The organism is Streptomyces hiroshimensis (genome assembly GCF_014650335.1).
In the GTDB taxonomy this organism is placed as follows: domain Bacteria; phylum Actinomycetota; class Actinomycetes; order Streptomycetales; family Streptomycetaceae; genus Streptomyces; species Streptomyces hiroshimensis.
This window is the reverse complement of record NZ_BMUT01000011.1, coordinates 54233-73243: the sequence shown is the minus strand read 5'-3', so window position 1 is coordinate 73243 and position 19011 is coordinate 54233. Positions and strand designations below refer to the sequence as shown.

Here is a 19011-nt window from a genome sequence, read left to right as displayed (position 1 = left end):
CGAACACAGGGACGAACAAGCCATGATCGGGCAGCGCCCGCCCCCGCGCGCCTAGTGCGCAGCCGCGCCCCGCAGCAGCTTCTCCAGAACGCGTCCGCGCAGAAGCTCGTACTCCTCGCGGAGGCGCTTGATCTCGGGGGGCCGCGGTATGACCAGGCCGCCCGTGACGATCTCTTCGGGGGTGAACTGCTCGCGGGTCAGGTCGATCTCCACACCCTCCCCGAGCCGGTTCCACCAGTGGAAGTCGGTCTGTACGCCTTCGACACGGACCTCCCCCCGGATGAGCTCGCCGCCCAGCAGGTCGTTGAGGACCATCGCGGTGACGCCGCACTGATCGCGCGCCGGATTGTCCGGTGTCCACTGCGACCGGTACTCAGGGGTGCACGTGTCGGCGCCCCAACTGCTGCGGACGGCACGCTCGATGTCGGTGAGAAGCCACGGTGTCATGCCCTGCATCCTGACAGCGACCACTGACAACGCACCGCGGCAGCACCCTCCCGGTCCCCGTCCGCGAGACGTACGACGTACGACGTACAGTCCTCCGTGGCCCGCAGCGGCCGGAACCAGCGGACGGGAAAAGGGATCCATGACGAGCACGTGGGACAAGGCGCTGGACGCCGCCGGCGTCCATGACCGGCAACTGCGCGACGACTACACCCGGCAGCGCGCCCTCGTCGCGCGCTACCGGCGCCACGCCTACGTGGCCGTCCGGCTGCTGCTGCCCGGTGCGGCCGTCCCGCATGTCATCGCCATGACCGCCTTCATGCACCACACGGACAACGTGCTCGACGGCGGCAGCACCCTGGCCGAGCGCGCCTCCGCCTACACCGTGTGGGAGAAGGACGTACGCGAGGCCCTGGCCACCGGGCGCGCGGACCATCCGGTGATCCGGCCGGTGCTCCACACGGTCGCCGCCCGCCCCGGGCTCGCCGCAGCGGTCGAGGCCTTCCTGGGGGCCGCAGTGACCGATCTGGATTTCACCGGGTTCGCGACGGAAGGCGACTACCAGGACTACGTCGACGCCTACTCGCTGCCGGCGTTCATGCTCGTCGCCGACCTGCTCGACCCGGGCACCGACCCGGGCGCGTTCCGTGCGGCCTGCCGTTCGTACATCGACGGCAGCCAGCGCCTGGACTTCGTCAACGACCTCGCCGAGGACCTGGAGGGCGGGCGCCTGGCCATTCCCCGGGAGACCCTGGAGCAGCACGGCGTCTCCCGTAGCGACCTGGAATCGGCACGCGACACTCCGGCCGTGCGGGCGCTCCTGGCCGGTCAGCTGCGCCGCGCGCGCCATGACCTGCTGGCCGCGCGCCGCCTGGCCGGCCTCACCGCACCGGCCGGCCGTCCGTTCGTGCGCGCGATGGTGGAGCTGGAAGTGCTCACCGCGGACGCCGCGGCGGCGAAGGGCTGCGGCCTGTTGCGGGGGTCGGCGCGCCCTTCGGCCGGTGCGGCCCTGCGGGTGCTCCTCGGGGAGTACGGCCGTGCACGGGCCGCTCGGCGGCGCGGCCTCTGAGGGCGCTTCGAGCATCCTCGGGGGTGACTTGGGAGCTTCTTGACCGCGATTCACCCGTAGCAGCGATCACCCGTTGGTGTTCGGGCTGCGGTGCCCGCGCACGGCCGCCTAGGGTGCTTGCACGTGACCGTCTGACGGACGAATCGAGGACACGTGGACGAGGAAGAGGACCGGAGGCTGCGGGCGATCGCGCCGGAGATCTCGCACACCACCATCGGGCTGATGCGCACCATCGTCGGCCTCGAACCGGCGGAACGGGTGCCGGAGGAGGCGCTCAAGGTGGCGGACCGGGTGCTCGCCAAGCACGGTACGGACGGGCTGCGGGTGCTCGTCATGAGCCTGTCGGGGTGGATGGCGGTCGGCATCGAGAACGTCGCGCACCTGAAGGGCCAGACGAACGAGGCCATCATCGACGACATCGAGCTGACCTGTCTGGAGGCCAACCCCGACGGCTGAAGCGGCCGACCGAGTGGTCGACGTCTCCTTCGCTGCGGGGAAGTTGACGCCTACTGTGGAGTACGTCGGCGTGACGCCCCCCGGGAGGACACCATGACCAGCTCGGTCGAGCACCGCTTCGTCGAGGTCAACGGAGTAACCCTGCACATCGCCGAGCAGGGGCGGGGGCAGGAGCAGGGGCAGGGGCCGCTGGTCGTCCTGCTGCACGGCTTCCCGGAGTGCTGGTACTCCTGGCGGCACCAGTTCGGGCCGCTGGCCGCAGCCGGGTACCGGGTCGTGGCAGTGGACCAGCGCGGGTACGGGCGCAGCGACCGGCCGGAGGACGTCGGCGCGTACAGCGTGCTCCACCTCGCCGGTGACGTGATCGCCCTGATCCACGCCCTCGGCGAGGAGAGCGCGGTGGTCGTCGGGCACGACTGGGGCGCGCCGGTCGCCTGGACCACGGCGCTGCTGCGGCCCGACGTCGTCCGCGGCGTGGCGGGCCTGAGCGTGCCGCCGGCGCCGCGCGGCCCGGTGCCGCCTCTGCCTGCGCTGCGCTCCCTGTTCGGCGACGGCTTCTACCAGCTCTACTTCCAGGAACCGGGCGTCGCCGACGCCGAGTTGGCGCAGGACCCGGCGGCGACGTTCCGCCGGATCCTGTTCAGCGCCTCGGGCGACTGCCCGGCGACCGACCCGCCGCGCCCGTGGGTGATCCCGGCCGGCGGGACGCTCCTGGACGCGATGGCGGGGCCGAAGGAACTGCCGGGCTGGTTCACCGAGGAGGACGTGGCCGTCTTCGTCCGCGAGTTCTCCGGGCACGGCGACCGCGCCTTCACCGGCGGCCTGAACTGGTACCGCAACATCGACCGGAACTGGGAGCTCCTGGCCCCCTTCCACGACCTCCGCATCGTCGTCCCCGCGCTGTACGTGGGCGGCGACCGCGACCCCGTCCGGGCCTTCCCCGGCATGGACCGGCTCCTGGCGTCCCTGGAGGAGACGGTGCCGGGGCTGCGCCGCAGCGTGACCCTGCCGGGCTGCGGTCACTGGACGCAGCAGGAGCGCCCTGAGGAAGTCAACGCCGAGCTCCTGGGGTTCCTGTCGTCCCTGGGCTCGTAGCCTTCATGCAGGGCGAAGGGGTCCGCGGGGGCTCATCCACAAGAGCCAAAAAAATCGGACGACGATGTCGAGAACCCGCGTCCGGCTCCGCCCCCGGGGTGAACGCGACCACAATTGGGTCGCACGAGCACCGAGGAGAATCACGATGGCCAAGTACCTGCTGTTGAAGCACTACCGCGGCGCCCCGGCTCCGGTCAACGACGTGCCGATGGACCAGTGGACCCCGGAGGAGATCTCGGCGCATGTGCAGTACATGAACGACTTCGCGGCCCGGCTGGAGAAGACAGGCGAGTTCGTCGACGGTCAGGCGCTCGCCCCCGAGGGAGCGTGGGTCCGCTACGACGGTGAGGGGCGCCCTCCGGTCACCGACGGACCGTTCGCCGAGACCAAGGACCTGATCGCCGGCTGGATGGTCATCGACGTCGACAGCTACGAGCGTGCCGTCGAGCTGGCCGGGGAGCTGTCGGCCGCCCCCGGGGCGGGTGGGAAGCCGATTCACGAGTGGCTGGAGGTGCGCCCGTTCCTGGGCGCGCCGCCCACCGTCCCGGAGTGCGCCTTCCATGGATGAGGCCCTGCTCCGCAGCCTCACGCCGAGCGTGCTCGGGATCCTCGTCCGCCGCGGAGCCGACTTCGCGGCGGCCGAGGACGCCGTGCAGGAGGCGCTGGTCGAGGCGGTTCGCGTCTGGCCGACGGACATACCGAGGGACCCCAAGGGCTGGCTGGTCACCGTGGCCTGGCGCCGGTTCCTCGACGCGGCCCGGGCGAACGCCGCCCGCCGCCGGCGTGAGGACCGCGTCGAGGAGGAGCCGGCGCCCGGGCCCGCGCCCGCGGTGGACGACACGCTCCAGCTCTACTTCCTGTGCGCCCACCCGTCGCTGACCCCGGCGTCGGCGGTCGCGCTCACGCTGCGCGCCGTCGGCGGGCTGACCACCCGCCAGATCGCCCGGGCCTACCTGGTGCCCGAGGCGACCATGGCGCAGCGGATCAGCCGGGCCAAGCGCACGGTCTCCGGCGTGCGCTTCGACCGGCCCGGCGACGTCGCCACCGTGCTGCGCGTCCTCTACCTCGTCTTCAACGAGGGCTACTCCGGCGACGTCGACCTCGCCGCCGAGGCCATCCGGCTCACCCGGCAGCTCGCGGCCCGCATCGACCACCCCGAGGCGGCCGGGCTGCTCGCCCTCATGCTGCTCCACCACGCCCGGCGTGCCGCCCGCACCGCATCCGACGGCAGCCTGGTGCCGCTCGCCGAGCAGGACCGCGGCCGGTGGGACACCGCGCTGATCGCCGAGGGCGTCGGGATCCTCCAGGCGGCCCTCGCCCGCGACCGGCTGGGCGAGTTCCAGGCCCAGGCCGCCATCGCGGCACTCCACGCCGACGCGCCCACCGCCGAAGAGACCGACTGGGTGCAGATCGTCGAGTGGTACGACGAGCTCGCGCGCCTGACCGACAGCCCCATCGTCCGGCTCAACCGCGCGGTCGCCGTCGGGGAGGCCGACGGACCGCGCGCCGGCCTGGAGGCGCTCGCGGCGCTGGACGCCTCCCTGCCCCGCCACACCGCGGTGGCGGCGTACCTCCACGAGCGCGACGGCGACCTGGCGACGGCGGCACGGCTGTACGCCGAGGCGGCCCACAAGGCACCCGACCTCGCCGAGCGCGACCACCTGACACGCCAGGCCGCCCGGCTCAACGCCCGCCGACGCCGCTGACGGGTCAAGTAGGCGACCCTCACCGGGACGGGCGACCCGATCCGGCTGGTCCTCACCCCGTGAGGCCGCTGCTCACCTGGTGACGGCGGGCTTCCCCGGTCGGCGGGCACGCAACCGGCGCGTCCGCAGCAGGAGCACCCCGGCGGCCGTCGCCACGGCGACGGCCGCGCAGGCACCCACGACGAGGGCCGTACCGGAGGAGGACCCCCGGGTCTCCGAGGACGCACCTTCCGTCGTTTCCACCGCTTCCGTCGCTTCCGTCGCTTCCTGCCGGGCGGCCGACCGGCCTGCAGGCGCCGACCGCTCCGGCCCGGGTGCGGCCACGGCCGCGACCGTGACCGTCCCCTCCCCGTGGCCGAGGTCCGGGAAGCCGCAGTGGACGACGACCTTCCAGGTGCCCTGCGGCAGGGACTCGCGGGTGGTGTAGGCCCCCTTCTCGCCCTCGGCGGCCACGAGCTGCCACGGACCGGCGGTGCGTCCGTCCGGGCCGGTGGCCGTCAGGGTGCCCGCGACCGGCTCGTCCACGGGGTCGTGGTCGTTCTCCCAGGTCGCCACGGTCCGTACGTGGCCGCCCTGCTGCTCTCCGCCCACGGCGAAGTGGATGGTGTCGCCGTGTGCGGCGGCCACTCCGGGCGTACCCAGGACGAGCAGGGCGGCGCATCCGAGCGCCGGTGCGAGGGTGGTGGGGCGCAGCTTCATCGTGGGGCGCAGCTTCATCGTGACGGTTCCTCAAGAGGGTGGGAGGAGCAGGGCAGAAGGGGCCGGGCCGGCGACCGCCGGTGGGGGAAGGCAGGGGGTGAAGCAGCGGTCGCCGGCCCGGTCGGAGGGCGGCCGTCAGGAGGAGGCGGCGGCCTTCGACAGGGTCCAGTTCTGGTAGCCCTGGTCGTTCTTCTGCTGGAGTTCGAGCAGCCGGCCGCCGTAGTACCAGCGGTTGCTGATGCCCAGCACCAGGGACGAGCCCTCGGGCTGCAGGACGTACGACCCGCCGCCGGCGGCGTTCAGCCGCCACTTCTGCGCGGCGGTGTCACGGCAGGGCTGCTGGGCGACGTACTGGCCGGCCACGGCCCGTCCCCCGCTGCCCAGTTCGAGGCACTTGCCGCTCTGGGCCGACTTCACGCGCAGCGTGCCGCCGCCCGCGTTCTCGAAGGACCACTGCTGGTTGGCGTAGCCGTGGCGCTGGTAGGCGATGGCGACGGTGCCGTCCGCCGCGGAGCCGCCCCACAGGTCGGCGGCCTGGCCGGTGAGGCCGTTGACCATCACGTACGCGGTGCCCGGCCGGACCGGCGAGCCGCCGTCGGCGGAGAGGGTGCGGAAGGACGCGGCCCGGCCCGGCGCGGAGGCCTTGCCGTCGGCGCCGCGGGCGGCGACGGCGACCTTGTAGGCGGTGTCGGGGGTGAGTCCGGTGAGGCGGACGACGGTGTCCTTGACGTCGGCCGTCTTCTTCCCGTCGATCAGCAGGTCGTAGCCGGTGGCCGAGGACGCCTTCGGCCAGCTGACGACGGCGGAGTTCGGGGTGATCTGGCTGACCTGGGCGTCGGGCCCGGCGGACGGCGGCCGCGTCGGGTCGGGCGTACGGGTCGGCGTGGGGCCGGGGTCGGGGTTCGTGGTGCCGCCGCCGGCCATCAGGAAGCGGTTGTTCGCGATGTTCCAGTGGGTGGCCAGGTAGCTGCCCGGCTTGGGGGAGGTGTGGAAGTAGTCGTCGTGACCGCAGTCCAGCCGCTGGTCCCCCGTGCGCTCGGGGCACAGGACCTGCATCTTGGGGTAGTACGGGGCGTCCGAGTAGCACATGATGTCCCACTCGTCGACGCAGTGCGCGGCCTTGCTGGTGTGCGGGGCGCTGTTGTTGACCGCGCCGAGGTTGTGGCCCAGTTCGTGGGCGGGGGTGCTGCCGCCCCAGCAGCCGGAGTCCGTACGGCCGTAGGAGGGGCCGAAGTTGCTGAGGTTGTCCTGGCCGGGCCGCTCGTCGCCGTTGAAGGTGCCGATGCCGCAGTAGACCTGGGCGTCGGCGAAGACCATGTACTTGCGGTCGCGGCGGTTGAAGCCCTTGGCGGCCAGGGCGTTGTTCATGGCCCCGAACTCCTGCAGGTCGCCCGCGGAGAGCTCGGCGTTCAGGACGGAGACGGTGCAGTCGGCCTCGGTGACGTAGCGGACGTGCCGCTCGCCGCCGGTCTCCTTGGCGCTCGCGTTGTAGATGACGTCGGTCTCGGCCGCCCACTGCTTGAAGGAGGCGGCGTACTGCCCGAACCGGTCGCGGCCGGGCGCGTGGACGTACAGCACCTGGACGCGGTTGCCGGTCGACCCGTCGCCCTCGCAGACGACCTTGGAGCCGGAGCCGGCCTGCGGGGTCGCGGGCGTGCCGGGGCCCGGGGCGGCGGCGGCCGTGGCCACGCCGCCCGTGCGGGCGTCGACCACGGACGGTGCTCCGCCGAGGGCCTCGGAGGCCGAGGGGGCCTGGCCGCCGTCACCGGTCAGGGAGGAGGGAGCGGCCGCCTTCGCCGCCACGGGCGGGGTGTCCTTGGTGATGTCGACGCCCTTGGGCGGGGCGTCGGGGCCGTGGGTGCACAGGCCGGCCCGCGAGACGCTGTAGACGCCGACGCAGCGGTCGCCCTTGGGGGCGGGCTTGAGGCCGTCGTAGACGAGGCCGCGCTGCTTGTCGGCCGGGGGCGTCGAGGTGAGGGGGGCGGGCGTCTTCTTGTGCACCGGCTGCGCGGCGGGCACGTTCGCCGCCTCCGGCTGCGAGCCCGGGGTGGACGTCGCGGAACCGGTGCTCATGACGCCGAAGGCGATTCCGGCGGCCGCGGCGACCGCGGCCGCCCCGAGTATCACGCGGCGACCGGTTCTGCTGCGGCGGCGGTGACTGTGTTTGCGTGGCAAGGGAGTTCCCATCGGTGGGGGTTACGGAACGGCCGGGCGCGGCGCTGGCCCGCCCGGCGAGGGGGGTGGCTCGAAGGGTGGCCGCGCTCAGCGCGCCGCGAAGACCTGCACCCAGCGCGGGCCGTCGTAGGCGAAGGAGACGCCGACGCCCAGCTCCGTGTAGGCGCAGTTGAGGATGGTCCGGCGGTGTCCGGGGTCGTTCATCCACACGGACACGACGGCGGAGGCGCTGCTCTGCCCGGCGGAGGCGTTCACCCCGTACGAGCTCCAGTGGTGGCCGGGGACGGCGATCCGGCGGGCGAAGGCGGACCACTGGGCGGCGGGGGTGCGCGACGCGCTCTCGTCGGTGTGGCGACGGGCGACGGCGACGAGTTCGGCGCTGTAGCGCACGGGGCCGCATCCGGCCTTGGCGCGTTCGGTGTTGACGATGCGGACGACCTCCTCGGCGGGGTCCGCACCCGGGTCGCCCGGCGGCGTCCGCCGGGGCGTGGCGGTGTCTCCCGCGGGGGCCGCGCTCGGGGCGGCCGGGGTGGCGGGTGTCCCGGCCGCGGGCTTGGCCGGGCTCTTGAGCGCGGAGGGCGTCGCGGCGGGAGTCGCGGCGGCTGCCGGGGCCGGCGGCGAGGCGGGGGCGGAGGCGCGCACGGGAGCGCGGCCGTCGTTGTCGGACCGGGCGACGGCCGTGGCGCCGGAGCGTTCAGGACCGGTCGGCGTGGGGCCGCCCGCGGTGACCGGGACGATCTCGACCGTGCCGCCGGGCGCCTGCGGCCGGGCGCCCTCCGGCGCGGCGTTGAAGAGGTGCGGGCCGCCCAGGGTGCCGCCCACGACGACGGCCACGACACCGGCGGCGACGACGGCCCGGCGCGCCAGGCGCCCGAGGTCGGCGGGGCCGCCGCCCGTCGCCGGCTCCCCGGGCGGGGCGGGATCCGCCACGGGCGCCGGGGCCCCGGTAGCGCCGCTGCCGGGAGCGGTCACGGGAGCGGTCGCGGTGGCGGCACAGGCCGTCATGGGCCCGCCCGGCCCCGCCCCGGCCACCCGGGCGAGCAGGGCGGCCCCGACCGGGACGAGCCCGAGGCCGGCGAGCAGCCCTTCCGCGGGCACCAGCGCGGACCAGTGGCCGCCGCACTCCGCACAGCCCCGCGCGTGCCGGGCGATGCGCTTGCGCCACAGCGGGCCCGGCGCGCCGTCCCAGTCGCCCAGGACGTCCGTGAGCTCCGGGCAGCGCGGGTCCGTGGCGAGCGCCCGGACGACGACGCGGGCCGTCTCCAGCTGGGCCTTGGTGCGCTGGACCCGGACGGCGGTGTACTGCGGCGAGCGGCCGAGGGCCGCGGCGACCTCGGCGCGGCTCAGCTCGCCCGCGGCCTCCTGCCACCACAGGGCCATGACGACCTGGTCGTCGCCGTCGAGCCAGCGCGTGGCCTGCGCGGCCTGTCTGCGCTGTCCCTGCAGGCCGAGGCGGATGATCGACCACTCGACGAAGTCGGGCTCGGGGGCGGCGGCTTCGCCGACCTCCTGCAGGCCGCCGGACGGCGCGTCCTTGCGGTCCTTGAGCTCCTTGCGCCAGTGGCTGCGTATCTGGTTCATGGTGATCGCGACGAGCCACGAGCGGAACCCTTCGGGGTCCCGCAGCGCGGGCAGGCCGCCGACCATCCGGATCATGGTCTCCTGCACGACGTCGTCGACGTCCGCGTGCCCGTTCAGGGCGCGGCCGACGATGTTGTAGACCAGCGGCAGGCAGGCGGCGACCAGCTGGTCCTGCGCGGCCTCGTCCCCGCCGCGCGCCGCCTCGACCACACCGGCCGTGCTGTCCAAGTTCACGTTCCGCCCACCTCTTTCCGCTCCACCGCATCGGCGGTCTTACGCATGGGAGACCTGAGGGCGTGCGGCGGATAACAGAAAAAACTGCGGTTCGGCGGAATCTTTTTTGCCGGGGCGGGTATGACGGGTGCTCACACCCGGGCAAAGGCCCCGTCCGTGACCCTGCTCCGGCCCGTCCGGCGCCGGTAGTAGGCGATGGTCACGGCCGTCAGGAGCGGAGGCCAGGCCAGCAGAGGCACGTAGCAGGCGGCGAGGAGCGCGTCCTGTGCCGGGGTCCCCTGCCAGATGCCCTGCTGCGGGTTCACGTAGGGGGCACAGAGGAACCAGACGGCGAGGCCGGCCAGTGCCGTCGCACCCAGCAGCGCCGGGACCACCGCCGCGAGCGGGCGCACCCGGCGGCCGCCCAGCAACGGGATCCACCGCGGCACGACTTCGCCCCAGGACCGTACGAGTCCGAGGGTCAGCAGGGCGAGGGACTCGGAGACGACGGTGAGCGAGAGGACGTAGAGGGCCTCGCCGAGGCCCAAGTGGCCCTCGTACTCGGCGACCGGGAGCCCGGCGACGAGTGCGATCCGCCACAGCCCCGAGGGCAGGGTGACCAGGGGCACGGCGTGAGCCGCGAGGACGGCCCATCGGGGCACGTCCGGCAGGGCGTTCATCTTCAGCATGGGATCCATGCTGGTGCCGGGGCCTCTGCGCCGCGTCCGCCCGCGGGACGGACCTCCTCCGCCGCACGGCGGAGGGCGGGGCCGTCCGTCAGGAGGTCTCCCCCGCCGCCACGGCGACGAGTTCGGCTTCGAAGCCGTCTTCGTTCTCCAGGTAGGCGGCGTAGTGGGCGGGTCCCCCTGCGAACGGGTGCTCGCCGGGGAACATCAGCCGCCAGCCGTGTTCCGGGGCCGCCTCCACGAGCGCGTCGACGGCCGCGCGGCTCTCCACGGGGAAGGCCACGTGGTTCATGCCCGGCCTGCACCGCTCGTGGGCGGCGGCCGCGAGCGCGGGCGACTGCTCGACGACGAGGTAGAAGGCGCCGAGCCGCCAGCTGCGGCCGTGCTCCCAGTGCTGGTGGGGCGTGTAGCCCAGGGCGCCGAGGAGCCAGCCGAAGCTCTTCTCGGCGCGCTGCAGGTCGGGGACCCACAGTTCGAGGTGATGGAGCACGCCGCAGGCCCCCGGGTCGTCAGGTGGTCGGTCCGGCCGGCCCCGGGCTCACCGGATCGGCACGTCGGAGATCGTACGGGCGATCACCAGCCGCTGGATCTCGCTCGTGCCCTCGAAGATCGTATAGATCGCCGCATCCCGGTGCATCCGCTCCACCGGATACTCGCGTGTATAGCCGTTCCCGCCGAGGATCTGCATGGCCTGGGCCGTGACGGCCTTCGCCGTCTCGCCCGCGAAGAGCTTGGACATCGAGCCCTCCGCAGCGGTGAAGGGCTTGCCCGCCGTGGCCATCCAGGACGCGCGCCACACCAGCAGCCGGGCGGCGTCGATGCGGGTGCGCATGTCGGCGAGCTGGAAGGCGACACCCTGGTTGTCGATGACGGGGCGGCCGAACTGGACGCGCGTCTGGGCGTAGTCGAGCGCGACCTCGTACGCGGCGCGGGCGATGCCGACGGCCTGGGCGCCGACCGTGGGCCGGGAGGCCTCGAAGGTGGCCATGGCGGCGTTGTGCGTACGGGCGCCGCCGGTGCGCACGCGCTCGCGGGCGCGGGCCAGGCGCTCGTCCAGCTTGTCCTTGCCGCCGAGGAGGCAGTGGCCGGGCAGGCGGACGCCGTCGAGGACGACCTCGGCGGTGTGCGAGGCGCGGATGCCGTGCTTCTTGAACTTCTGCCCCTGGGAGAGCCCCGGGGTGCCCGGCGGCACGATGAAGGAGGCGTGGCCGCGCGCGCCCAGCTCCGGGTCGACGACCGCGACGACGACGTGGACGTTCGCGATGCCGCCGTTCGTCGCCCACGTCTTCGTCCCGTTGAGGACCCATTCGTCCTTGGCCTCGTCGTAGACGGCGCGGGTGCGCATGGCCGAGACGTCCGAGCCCGCGTCCGGCTCGGAGGAGCAGAAGGCGGCGATCTTCACGTCACCGGCGTCGCCGTACATCTGCGGGAGCCAGGTGCCGATCTGCTCCTCGGTGCCGTTGGTGAGGACGCCGATGGCGGCGAGGCCGGTGCCGGTGATGGCGAGGCCGAGGCCGGCGTCGCCCCAGAAGAGCTCCTCCATGGCCATGGGGATGCCGAGGCCGGTGGGGTCGAAGAACTGCTGGGCGTAGAAGTCGAGCGAGTACAGCCCGATGCGGGCGGCCTCCTGGACCACCGGCCAGGGGAATTCCTCGCGCTCGTCCCACTCGGCGGCGGCCGGGCGCATCACCTCGGCGGCGAAGCCGTGGATCCAGTCGCGCACCCCCCGCTGGTCCTCGTTGAGCTCCATCGTGAACTCCGCCACGGCGTCTCCCCACCTCTTGCCGGCCCTGCCGACAACCTTTACCTGCGGTAACATGAGTATGTTACCGACCGGTAGTAGTGTCAACCGTCCCGCCGCCCGGATTCGCTGGGTGGAGCGGGTGTTACGTTGCGCAGGCGTCAGGAATCACAGGGGCGGGGAGGCAGGTCATATGGAAACCGGTCAGCGGGAGGACCAGCAGCAGGCGACGGAGCGTCGCCGCAGGGAGCTGCTCGAGGCGGCGGACAGGGTGGTGCTGCGGGACGGGCCCGGGGCGTCGATGAACGCCATCGCGGCCGAGGCGGGCATCACCAAGCCCATCCTCTACCGGCACTTCGGCGACAAGGGCGGCCTCTACCGCGCCCTGGCCGCGCGCCACACCGATGCGCTGCTCGTGGGGCTGCGGGCCGCGCTGGACGCCCCCGCCGAGCGCCGCGACCGCGTCGAGCGGACGCTCGACAGCTATCTCGCGGCCATAGAGGCCCGGCCGCAGGTCTACCGCTTCCTGATGCACCCCGCCGACGAGGGCCAGCCCTCCGACCAGGGCGAGCAGGGCTTCGACGTCGGTCGGCACTCGGCGCCGCTGCTGCGGCGGATGGGCGAGGAGCTCGCCCAGGTCATATCCGAGCGGGTCGACCTCGGCCCCGGCAGCGACGAGCTGTCGCGCACCTGGGGCCACGGCATCGTCGGAATGATGCACGCCGCCGGCGACTGGTGGCTGCGCGAGCGCCCCTTCCCGCGGGAGCACCTGGTGCGCCACCTCGCGGATCTGCTGTGGGGCCGGCTCGCCTCCTCGGGCGACCTTCCGGGCGGCCCCGGCTTCTGAGCCCCCGACGCGTGGCCGCGGCCGGCCGCCCGTACGCCCTACGCCGTACGGGCCGGCTCCGGCTGCTCCTCGGTGCGCCCCGCCCACGGCGCACGGCGGACGGCCCGCAGCGCCCGGCGGCGGCGGAGCCCCGTCACGTGGTCGAGGTAGAGCCCGCCGTCGAGGTGGTCGCACTCGTGCTGCAGGCAGCGGGCGAAGAAGCCGGTGCCGGTCACGCGCGCCGGGGCGCCGTCCAGGGTGAAGCCCTCGACCACGGCGCGGTCGAAGCGCGGCGTGCCCGCCTCGATGCCGGGGACGGACAGGCAGCCCTCCGGCCCGCGGACGGTGACACCGTCGGCCTCGATGAGCCGGGGGTTGACGAGATGGCCCAGGTGGCGGCGGTCCTCGTCGTCCGGGCAGTCGTAGACGAAGACGCGCAGCGGGACGCCGATCTGGTTGGCCGCGAGGCCCACGCCGGCGGCGGCGTACATCGTCGCGAACATGTCCTCGACGAGCTGCGCGAGGCCGTCGCCGAAGTCCGTGACGTCCTCGCAGGGGGTGCCGAGCCCCGGGTCGCCGAGCAGCCGCATGGGCCGTACGCGTCCGGAAGAGCCGGGGATGGAGCCGTTTCGCATGGGTCAACCCTACGTTCCGTGGGCGGCCGGTTCGGGCCTGCGGCCGGATCTCGATAGGCTGATCCCCGACCGGAGCCTCCTGGCTGGCGATTCGGCGCGGAGGGGGCGTTCCACCACCGGCGGACCAGGGAACAGGCCCGGCGCCCAACAAGGAGGATCTAGGACGATGGCAGGCAACTCGGGGCCACTGTCGCCGCGGGCCAAGCTGGCCGTGACGGCGGGCAAGGCGGCTGCGGCGGTGTCGCGGGCCGCAGGCCGTGGCAGCGGATCGGTGATCGGCGGCAAGGTCGCGCTCAAGCTCGACCCCGACCTGCTGGCCCGGCTGGCGACCCACCTGGACGTGGTCCTGGTGTCGGCCACCAACGGCAAGACGACCACGACCCGGCTGATCGCCGAGGCGCTGCGCGCCAGCGGACCCGTCGTGTCCAACGCGCTGGGCGCGAACATGCCCGCGGGCATCACCTCCGCCCTGGCGGGCGGCTCGGACGCCCGCTACGGCGTGATCGAGGTGGACGAGAAGTACCTGGCGGGTGTCGCCCGGGACGTCTCCCCCAAGGCCATAGCGCTGCTGAACCTCTCGCGCGACCAGCTCGACCGGGCCGCGGAGACGCGCATGCTCGCCGAGAAGTGGCGTGAGGGCCTGGCGGGCAGCAAGGCGGTGATCATCGCCAACGCCGACGACCCGCTGATCGTGTGGGCGGCCTCGTCGTCGCCGAACGTGGTGTGGGTGGCGGCCGGCCAGGAGTGGAAGGACGACGCCTGGTCCTGCCCGTCGTGCGGCGGCGTGATGCAGCGCCCCGGCGACGACTGGTTCTGCGGCGAGTGCGGCTTCCGCCGGCCGACCCCCAGCTGGGCGCTGTCGGGCGACTACGTCCTCGACCCGCACGGTTCGGCCTGGCCGATCCACCTGCAGCTGCCGGGCCGGGCCAACAAGGCCAACGCCACCACCTCCGCGGCCGTCGCGGCCACCTTCGGCGTCCCGCCGCAGGTCGCCCTGGAGCGGATGTACCAGGTGCAGGCGGTCGCGGGCCGGTTCGACGTGGTGCAGTTCCTCGGCCGTGACATCCGGCTGCTGCTGGCCAAGAACCCGGCCGGTTGGCTGGAGACGTTCTCGCTGATCGACGGACCGCCGGCGCCGGTGATCCTCGCGGTCAACGCCCGCGGCGCGGACGGCACCGACACCTCGTGGCTGTGGGACGTGGACTACCCGCGCCTCGCCGGTCACCCGATCTTCGTCATCGGCGACCGCAAGCTGGACCTGGCCGTCCGGCTGGAGGTCGCGGGCCTGGACTTCCGGGTCTGCGAGACCGTCGACGAGGCCGTGCAGCAGTGCCCGCCCGGCAAGATCGAGCTGATCGCCAACTACACCGCCTTCCAGGACGTCCGCCGCCGCGTCGGCAACTGACCCCCGCAAGCACTTAAGGATTGTGAGCATGAGCCAGAACAGTCTGCGTGTGGTGTGGGTCTACCCCGACCTGCTCAGCACCTACGGCGACCAGGGCAACGTCCTGGTCCTGGAGCGGCGGGCCCGCCAGCGCCGGCTGGATGTCCAGCGCGTGGACATCCGGTCCGACCAGCCCATCCCGACCTCCGGGGACATCTACCTGATCGGCGGCGGTGAGGACCGCCCGCAGCGGCTCGCGGCCGAGCGGCTGCGCCGCGACGGCGGCCTGAACCGGGCCGTCGCCAACGGCGCGATCGTCTTCTCGGTCTGCGCCGGCTACCAGATCCTGGGCCACGAGTTCATCAACGACCTGGGCCAGCGCGAGCAGGGCCTCGGCCTGCTCGACGTCATCAGCACCCGCGGCGAGGGCGAGCGCTGCGTCGGCGACGTCCTCGCGGACATCGACGAGCCGCTGGGCCTGCCGCCGCTGACGGGCTTCGAGAACCACCAGGGCATCACCCACCTCGGCCCGACGGCCCGCCCGTTCGCCCGCGTGCGCTACGGCAACGGCAACGGCACGGGCGACGGCTTCGAGGGTGCGTACAACGACACCGTCTTCGGTACGTACATGCACGGCCCGGTGATGGCCCGCAACCCGCATATCTCGGACATGCTGATCAAGCTGGCGCTGGACGTCAACGCCCTGCCGCCGGTGGACGACCGCTGGTACGAGGCGCTGCGCGCCGAGCGGATCGCCGCGGCGACCCAGTCGGCGTAGCCCTGCCGACCGCATGACGGACGGTCGCGTCCCCCGCCACCTACCGCTAGTAAGGTGGCGGGGACGCAACCGGACGACGGGGTCCGGTCTCCCGCCCTGTTGCGAAGGTTTCCCCCTGTCATGCGCATTGGTGTACTCACCTCCGGTGGCGACTGCCCCGGTCTGAACGCCGTCATCAGGTCCGTCGTGCACCGCGCGGTCGTCGACCACGGCGACGAGGTCATCGGCTTCCACGACGGCTGGAAGGGCCTCCTCGAAGGCGACCACCGCAGGCTCGACCTGGACGCCGTGGCCGGCATCCTGGCCACCGGCGGCACGATCCTCGGCTCCTCCCGCGTCCAGCCCGCACAGCTGCGGGACGGCGTCGAGCGGGCCAAAGGCCACGTGGCCGACCTCGGCCTGGACGCCGTCATCCCCATCGGCGGCGAGGGCACGCTCAAGGCCGCCCGCCTGCTGTCGGACGCCGGCCTGCCGATCGTCGGCGTGCCCAAGACCATCGACAACGACATCGCCTCGACGGACGTCACCTTCGGCTTCGACACGGCCGTGGGCGTGGCGACCGAGGCGCTGGACCGCCTGAAGACCACCGCCGAGTCGCACCAGCGGGTGCTGATCGTGGAGGTCATGGGCCGGCACACCGGCTGGATCGCCCTGCACTCGGGCATGGCCGCCGGCGCGCACGCCATCGTCGTACCCGAGCGGCCCTTCGACATCGACGAGCTCACCGAGGTCGTCGGCCGGCGCTTCGAGGCCGGCAAGCGCTTCGCGATCGTCGTCGTCGCCGAGGGCGCCAAGCCGCGCGAGGGCTCCATGGCCTTCGAGACGGGCGCCACGGACGTCTACGGGCACGAGCGGTTCGCCGGGGTGGCCCGGCAGCTCTCCGACGAGCTGGAGCGGCGCCTGGGCAAGGAGGCCCGCCCGGTGATACTCGGCCACGTGCAGCGCGGCGGCACGCCCACCGCGTACGACCGCGTCCTCGCGACCCGCTTCGGCTGGCACGCGGTCGAGGCGGTGCACCACGGGGCGTTCGGCATGATGACGGCCCTGCGCGGCACGGACATCACGCTGGTGCCGCTGGCGGAGGCCGTCGAGCGGCTCAAGACCGTGCCGCAGGAGCGCTACACCGAGGTCGAGTGCGTGCTGTGATCCGCTGCGATCCGCGCGACTGGAGGCGCCCCCGGCCGTGATCACGGCCGGGGGCGCCTCTAGTCTGGTCCCGGCGCATTGGTGCGAAATGGGAGAGAGCGGATGGATCACGGCGGGCACGGCATGATGCATATGGACATGCCGCCGTTCACGCTGGAGCGGGGTCTGCAGTTCAGTGGGGAACCGTTCTTCATGATCGGCTGTCTGCTGGCCCTGGCCCTCTACGGCTGGGCGGTGGTCCGGCTGCGGCGGCGCGGTGACGCGTGGCCGGTGGGCCGGATCGTGGCCTTCGCCCTCGGTGTGCTGACCGTGTGGCTGGTGATGTGCACCAAGCTCAACGACTACGGCATGGTCATGTTCAGCGTGCACATGGTGCAGCACATGGTCATCAGCATGCTGTCGCCCATCCTGGTCCTGCTCGGCGCGCCGGTGACGCTGACGCTGCGGGCCCTCCCGGCGGCCGGGCGCGGCCGCAAGGGGCCGCGCGAGTGGCTGGTCGCCCTGCTGCACAGCCGCTACATGCGGGTCATCACGCACCCGGTCTTCACGATCCCGCTGTTCATCGCGAGCCTGTACGCGCTGTACTTCACCCCGCTCTTCGACTTCCTGATGGAGTCCAAGACCGGCCACATCGCGATGATGGTGCACTTCCTCGCCGTGGGCCTGGTGTTCTTCTGGCCGATCATGGGCGTGGACCCGGGCCCGCACCGGCCGGGCTATGTGATGCGGATGCTGGAGCTGTTCGCCGGCATGCCCTTCCACGCGTTCTTCGGCATCGCGCTGATGATGGCCTCGGAGCCGATGATCGGCACGTATATGCACCCGCCGGCCTCGCTGGGCATCGACGCCCTGGAGGACCAGCAGGCGGGCGGCGGCATCGCCTGGGCGTTCAGCGAGATCCCGTCGGTCCTGGTGCTGCTGGCGCTGGCCTACCAGTGGTACCGCTCCGAGCAGCGGCAGGCGCGGCGCTCGGACCGGGCCGCGGACCGCAACGGCGACAAGGAGCTGGAGGCCTACAACGCCTACCTCGCCTCGCTGCGCTCGCGGGAGACCTGACGGGCGGGCGTACGCAGGAGGCGTGCGCGCAAGCTCTGGCGGCAGGGGCCGCGGCCGGGAGACGATGGACTCCAGGCCGCGGCCCCTTTGCGCGTCGGCGCACTCCCGGGCCGCCGTGAGGAGGTGCGGGGATGCCCGGATCGACGAAGGCGATGGCGGGGCTGACGGTGGGGGGTCTCGTCGTGGTGACGGCGTACACGGTGACCATCGGCAGCGACGGCTGGCTGTGGTTCGCGTGGGTGATGCTGACGCTGCTGACGATAGGGACGCTGGTGGCCCGGGGGACGTGAGCGGGCCCGGGCAGGCCGGAAGCGGCCCGGAACCGGAGGCGGATCAGAAGCGGAAGACCGGGCCGGTCGCCACGTCGAGCGCGCAGGCGTTGGGGAAGGTCTTGTGCCAGACGACGGGGCGTCCGTTCCAGTCGCCCTCGGCGGTCGCGGTCACGGGGTCGTACTCGCGGGTGCACTGGTGTCCGGCTCCGGTCACCCGCCCCGGGTCGCCCTTCGCGCGGTGCAGCATCGTGCACGCCTCCGCCGCGTGGGGGTGATGGCCGACGGCGTCCGGGCAGCTCAGCTGCACCCCGCGGATCCAGGTGTTCTGCGCACCGGAGACGGTGAGGAAGAAACGGCCGTCGGTGCCGTCCGCGCCGCCGGAGCGGCCCTGCCGGCCGGCCGCCGCGGCCGGCGGGGAGGCCAGGGCGAGGAGCGCGAGCGCGGCGGTGGCCGCCGCGGCGGCCACGGCGGTACGGGGTAGGGACATCGGTGCCTCCTGTGGGCGCGGGGGTGCCCGGGCCTAGGCCACCGCGCGCGGACCGCGCCGCGCAAGCAGCCACGCCGTGCCGTCGCCCGGGCGGCCGCAGATCACCCGGCCGGCCCTCCGGCACCGCCGGGCCCGAACAGCACCGCACTGACGGCGGACCGCCGGGGGACGGCCGCCCCGTCACCGCCGCCCGGTCAGGCACGGGCCGCCCCGCACCGCCGCCAGCCACTCCGCCCGCAGCCGCTCGTAGGCCCTGCGCTCCTCGCCGCTCAGCATCCGGCCGCGACGCTCCGCCAGGAACGCACGGATCGCATCGTTGATCTCCTCGGGCGACCGGGTGAGGTCCGGATTGGCGGGCATGAACACAGGCTACGAGGAGCGGGCGGCCAAAACACCGAGAACCGTCGAGGTTCGCAGAATGCTCATCAAATGGTCATCCAGCCTGATACGTCCCGATGCTCCTCCGTGCACGCCGAGTCCGTGCTCACCGAGGCCCGCCGAGGCCCTCCCCGGTCTCCCGCGGACGCAGCGGCGCCCCGGTCCGCAGGGGACCGGGGCGCCG

At 73.3% G+C, this 19011-nt stretch carries 21 protein-coding genes; 11 read left to right on the top strand and 10 right to left on the bottom strand.

Translation table 11 applies throughout. The annotated features are described in order from the left end of the window. Positions 1-51: 51 nt before the first annotated feature. Positions 52-447, bottom strand: a complete 396-nt coding sequence (locus IE241_RS23995; RefSeq protein WP_190023895.1) for a YunG family protein — start codon at positions 445-447, stop codon at positions 52-54. Between the two features lie 139 nt (positions 448-586). On the opposite strand from IE241_RS23995, the gene IE241_RS23990 reads away from it, so the two are divergent. From IE241_RS23990 to IE241_RS23970, 5 genes are all read left to right on the top strand, one after another. Further along, a complete protein-coding gene (locus IE241_RS23990) occupies positions 587-1513 on the top strand; it encodes a phytoene/squalene synthase family protein (RefSeq protein ID WP_190023894.1) in 927 nt (308 codons plus the stop codon). 153 nt (positions 1514-1666) lie between these two features. After that, complete coding sequence (locus IE241_RS23985; RefSeq protein ID WP_058041490.1) at positions 1667-1969, top strand: hypothetical protein; 303 nt, start codon at positions 1667-1669, stop codon at positions 1967-1969. Positions 1970-2062: 93 nt separating this feature from the next. Next, positions 2063-3064, top strand: a complete 1002-nt coding sequence (locus IE241_RS23980) for an alpha/beta fold hydrolase (protein ID WP_190023893.1) — start codon at positions 2063-2065, stop codon at positions 3062-3064. 145 nt (positions 3065-3209) lie between these two features. Further along, positions 3210-3632 (top strand): YciI family protein, encoded by a 423-nt coding sequence (locus IE241_RS23975; RefSeq protein WP_190023892.1) that lies wholly within the window; start codon positions 3210-3212, stop codon positions 3630-3632. Continuing rightward, positions 3625-4770, top strand: coding sequence for an RNA polymerase sigma factor (locus IE241_RS23970; RefSeq protein ID WP_190023891.1), 1146 nt, complete (start codon positions 3625-3627; stop codon positions 4768-4770). The genes IE241_RS23975 and IE241_RS23970 overlap by 8 nt, the downstream gene beginning before the upstream one ends. 72 nt (positions 4771-4842) lie before the next feature. Here the strand turns inward: IE241_RS23970 and IE241_RS23965 are convergent, their stop codons facing one another. From IE241_RS23965 to IE241_RS23940, 6 genes are all read right to left on the bottom strand, one after another. After that, positions 4843-5487, bottom strand: coding sequence for a hypothetical protein (locus tag IE241_RS23965; RefSeq protein WP_190023890.1), 645 nt, complete (start codon positions 5485-5487; stop codon positions 4843-4845). Positions 5488-5604: 117 nt separating this feature from the next. Next, positions 5605-7596, bottom strand: a complete 1992-nt coding sequence (locus tag IE241_RS23960) for an RICIN domain-containing protein (protein ID WP_229899718.1) — start codon at positions 7594-7596, stop codon at positions 5605-5607. A gap of 135 nt (positions 7597-7731) precedes the next feature. Beyond that, a complete protein-coding gene (locus IE241_RS23955; RefSeq protein WP_190023889.1) occupies positions 7732-9459 on the bottom strand; it encodes a sigma-70 family RNA polymerase sigma factor in 1728 nt (575 codons plus the stop codon). Between the two features lie 131 nt (positions 9460-9590). Beyond that, positions 9591-10127 carry a hypothetical protein gene (locus IE241_RS23950; protein WP_190023888.1) on the bottom strand — a complete coding sequence of 179 codons (537 nt, stop codon included), beginning with the start codon at positions 10125-10127 and terminating at the stop codon, positions 9591-9593. Positions 10128-10215: 88 nt separating this feature from the next. After that, complete coding sequence (locus IE241_RS23945) at positions 10216-10614, bottom strand: VOC family protein (protein ID WP_190023887.1); 399 nt, start codon at positions 10612-10614, stop codon at positions 10216-10218. A 48-nt stretch (positions 10615-10662) separates the two neighbouring features. Next, entirely contained in the window at positions 10663-11889 is a 1227-nt protein-coding gene (locus IE241_RS23940; protein WP_190023886.1) for an acyl-CoA dehydrogenase family protein, read from the bottom strand. A 169-nt stretch (positions 11890-12058) separates the two neighbouring features. Between IE241_RS23940 and IE241_RS23935 the strand changes: the two genes are divergently transcribed. Then, positions 12059-12712, top strand: coding sequence for a TetR/AcrR family transcriptional regulator (locus tag IE241_RS23935; RefSeq protein WP_190023885.1), 654 nt, complete (start codon positions 12059-12061; stop codon positions 12710-12712). Positions 12713-12750: 38 nt separating this feature from the next. Here IE241_RS23935 and def read toward each other — a convergent pair whose 3' ends face one another. Then, positions 12751-13326 (bottom strand): peptide deformylase, encoded by a 576-nt coding sequence (def, locus tag IE241_RS23930; RefSeq protein WP_190023884.1) that lies wholly within the window; start codon positions 13324-13326, stop codon positions 12751-12753. 166 nt (positions 13327-13492) lie between these two features. Here def and IE241_RS23925 point away from each other — a divergent pair, with 166 nt between their 5' ends. The 5 genes from IE241_RS23925 to IE241_RS23905 all read left to right on the top strand — a co-directional run bounded on the left by IE241_RS23925 (position 13493) and on the right by IE241_RS23905 (position 17980). Beyond that, positions 13493-14731 (top strand): MurT ligase domain-containing protein, encoded by a 1239-nt coding sequence (locus IE241_RS23925; protein WP_058041481.1) that lies wholly within the window; start codon positions 13493-13495, stop codon positions 14729-14731. 28 nt (positions 14732-14759) lie between these two features. Beyond that, positions 14760-15488 (top strand): type 1 glutamine amidotransferase, encoded by a 729-nt coding sequence (locus tag IE241_RS23920; RefSeq protein ID WP_058041480.1) that lies wholly within the window; start codon positions 14760-14762, stop codon positions 15486-15488. A 120-nt stretch (positions 15489-15608) separates the two neighbouring features. Next, positions 15609-16634: a 6-phosphofructokinase gene (locus IE241_RS23915; protein ID WP_190023883.1), complete on the top strand. Its 1026-nt coding sequence runs from the start codon at positions 15609-15611 to the stop codon at positions 16632-16634. A gap of 102 nt (positions 16635-16736) precedes the next feature. Then, positions 16737-17690 (top strand): cytochrome c oxidase assembly protein, encoded by a 954-nt coding sequence (locus IE241_RS23910; protein WP_190023882.1) that lies wholly within the window; start codon positions 16737-16739, stop codon positions 17688-17690. A 131-nt stretch (positions 17691-17821) separates the two neighbouring features. Further along, the gene (locus IE241_RS23905; RefSeq protein ID WP_190023881.1) at positions 17822-17980 is read left to right on the top strand and encodes a hypothetical protein; all 159 of its coding nucleotides are present in this window, start codon (positions 17822-17824) and stop codon (positions 17978-17980) included. A 43-nt stretch (positions 17981-18023) separates the two neighbouring features. On the opposite strand, the gene IE241_RS23900 is transcribed toward IE241_RS23905, so the two are convergent. Both IE241_RS23900 and IE241_RS23895 read right to left on the bottom strand, forming a co-directional pair. Then, positions 18024-18449: an SSI family serine proteinase inhibitor gene (locus IE241_RS23900; RefSeq protein WP_190023880.1), complete on the bottom strand. Its 426-nt coding sequence runs from the start codon at positions 18447-18449 to the stop codon at positions 18024-18026. Between the two features lie 180 nt (positions 18450-18629). Next, positions 18630-18809 carry a hypothetical protein gene (locus IE241_RS23895; protein WP_190023879.1) on the bottom strand — a complete coding sequence of 60 codons (180 nt, stop codon included), beginning with the start codon at positions 18807-18809 and terminating at the stop codon, positions 18630-18632. Positions 18810-19011 lie beyond the last annotated feature (202 nt).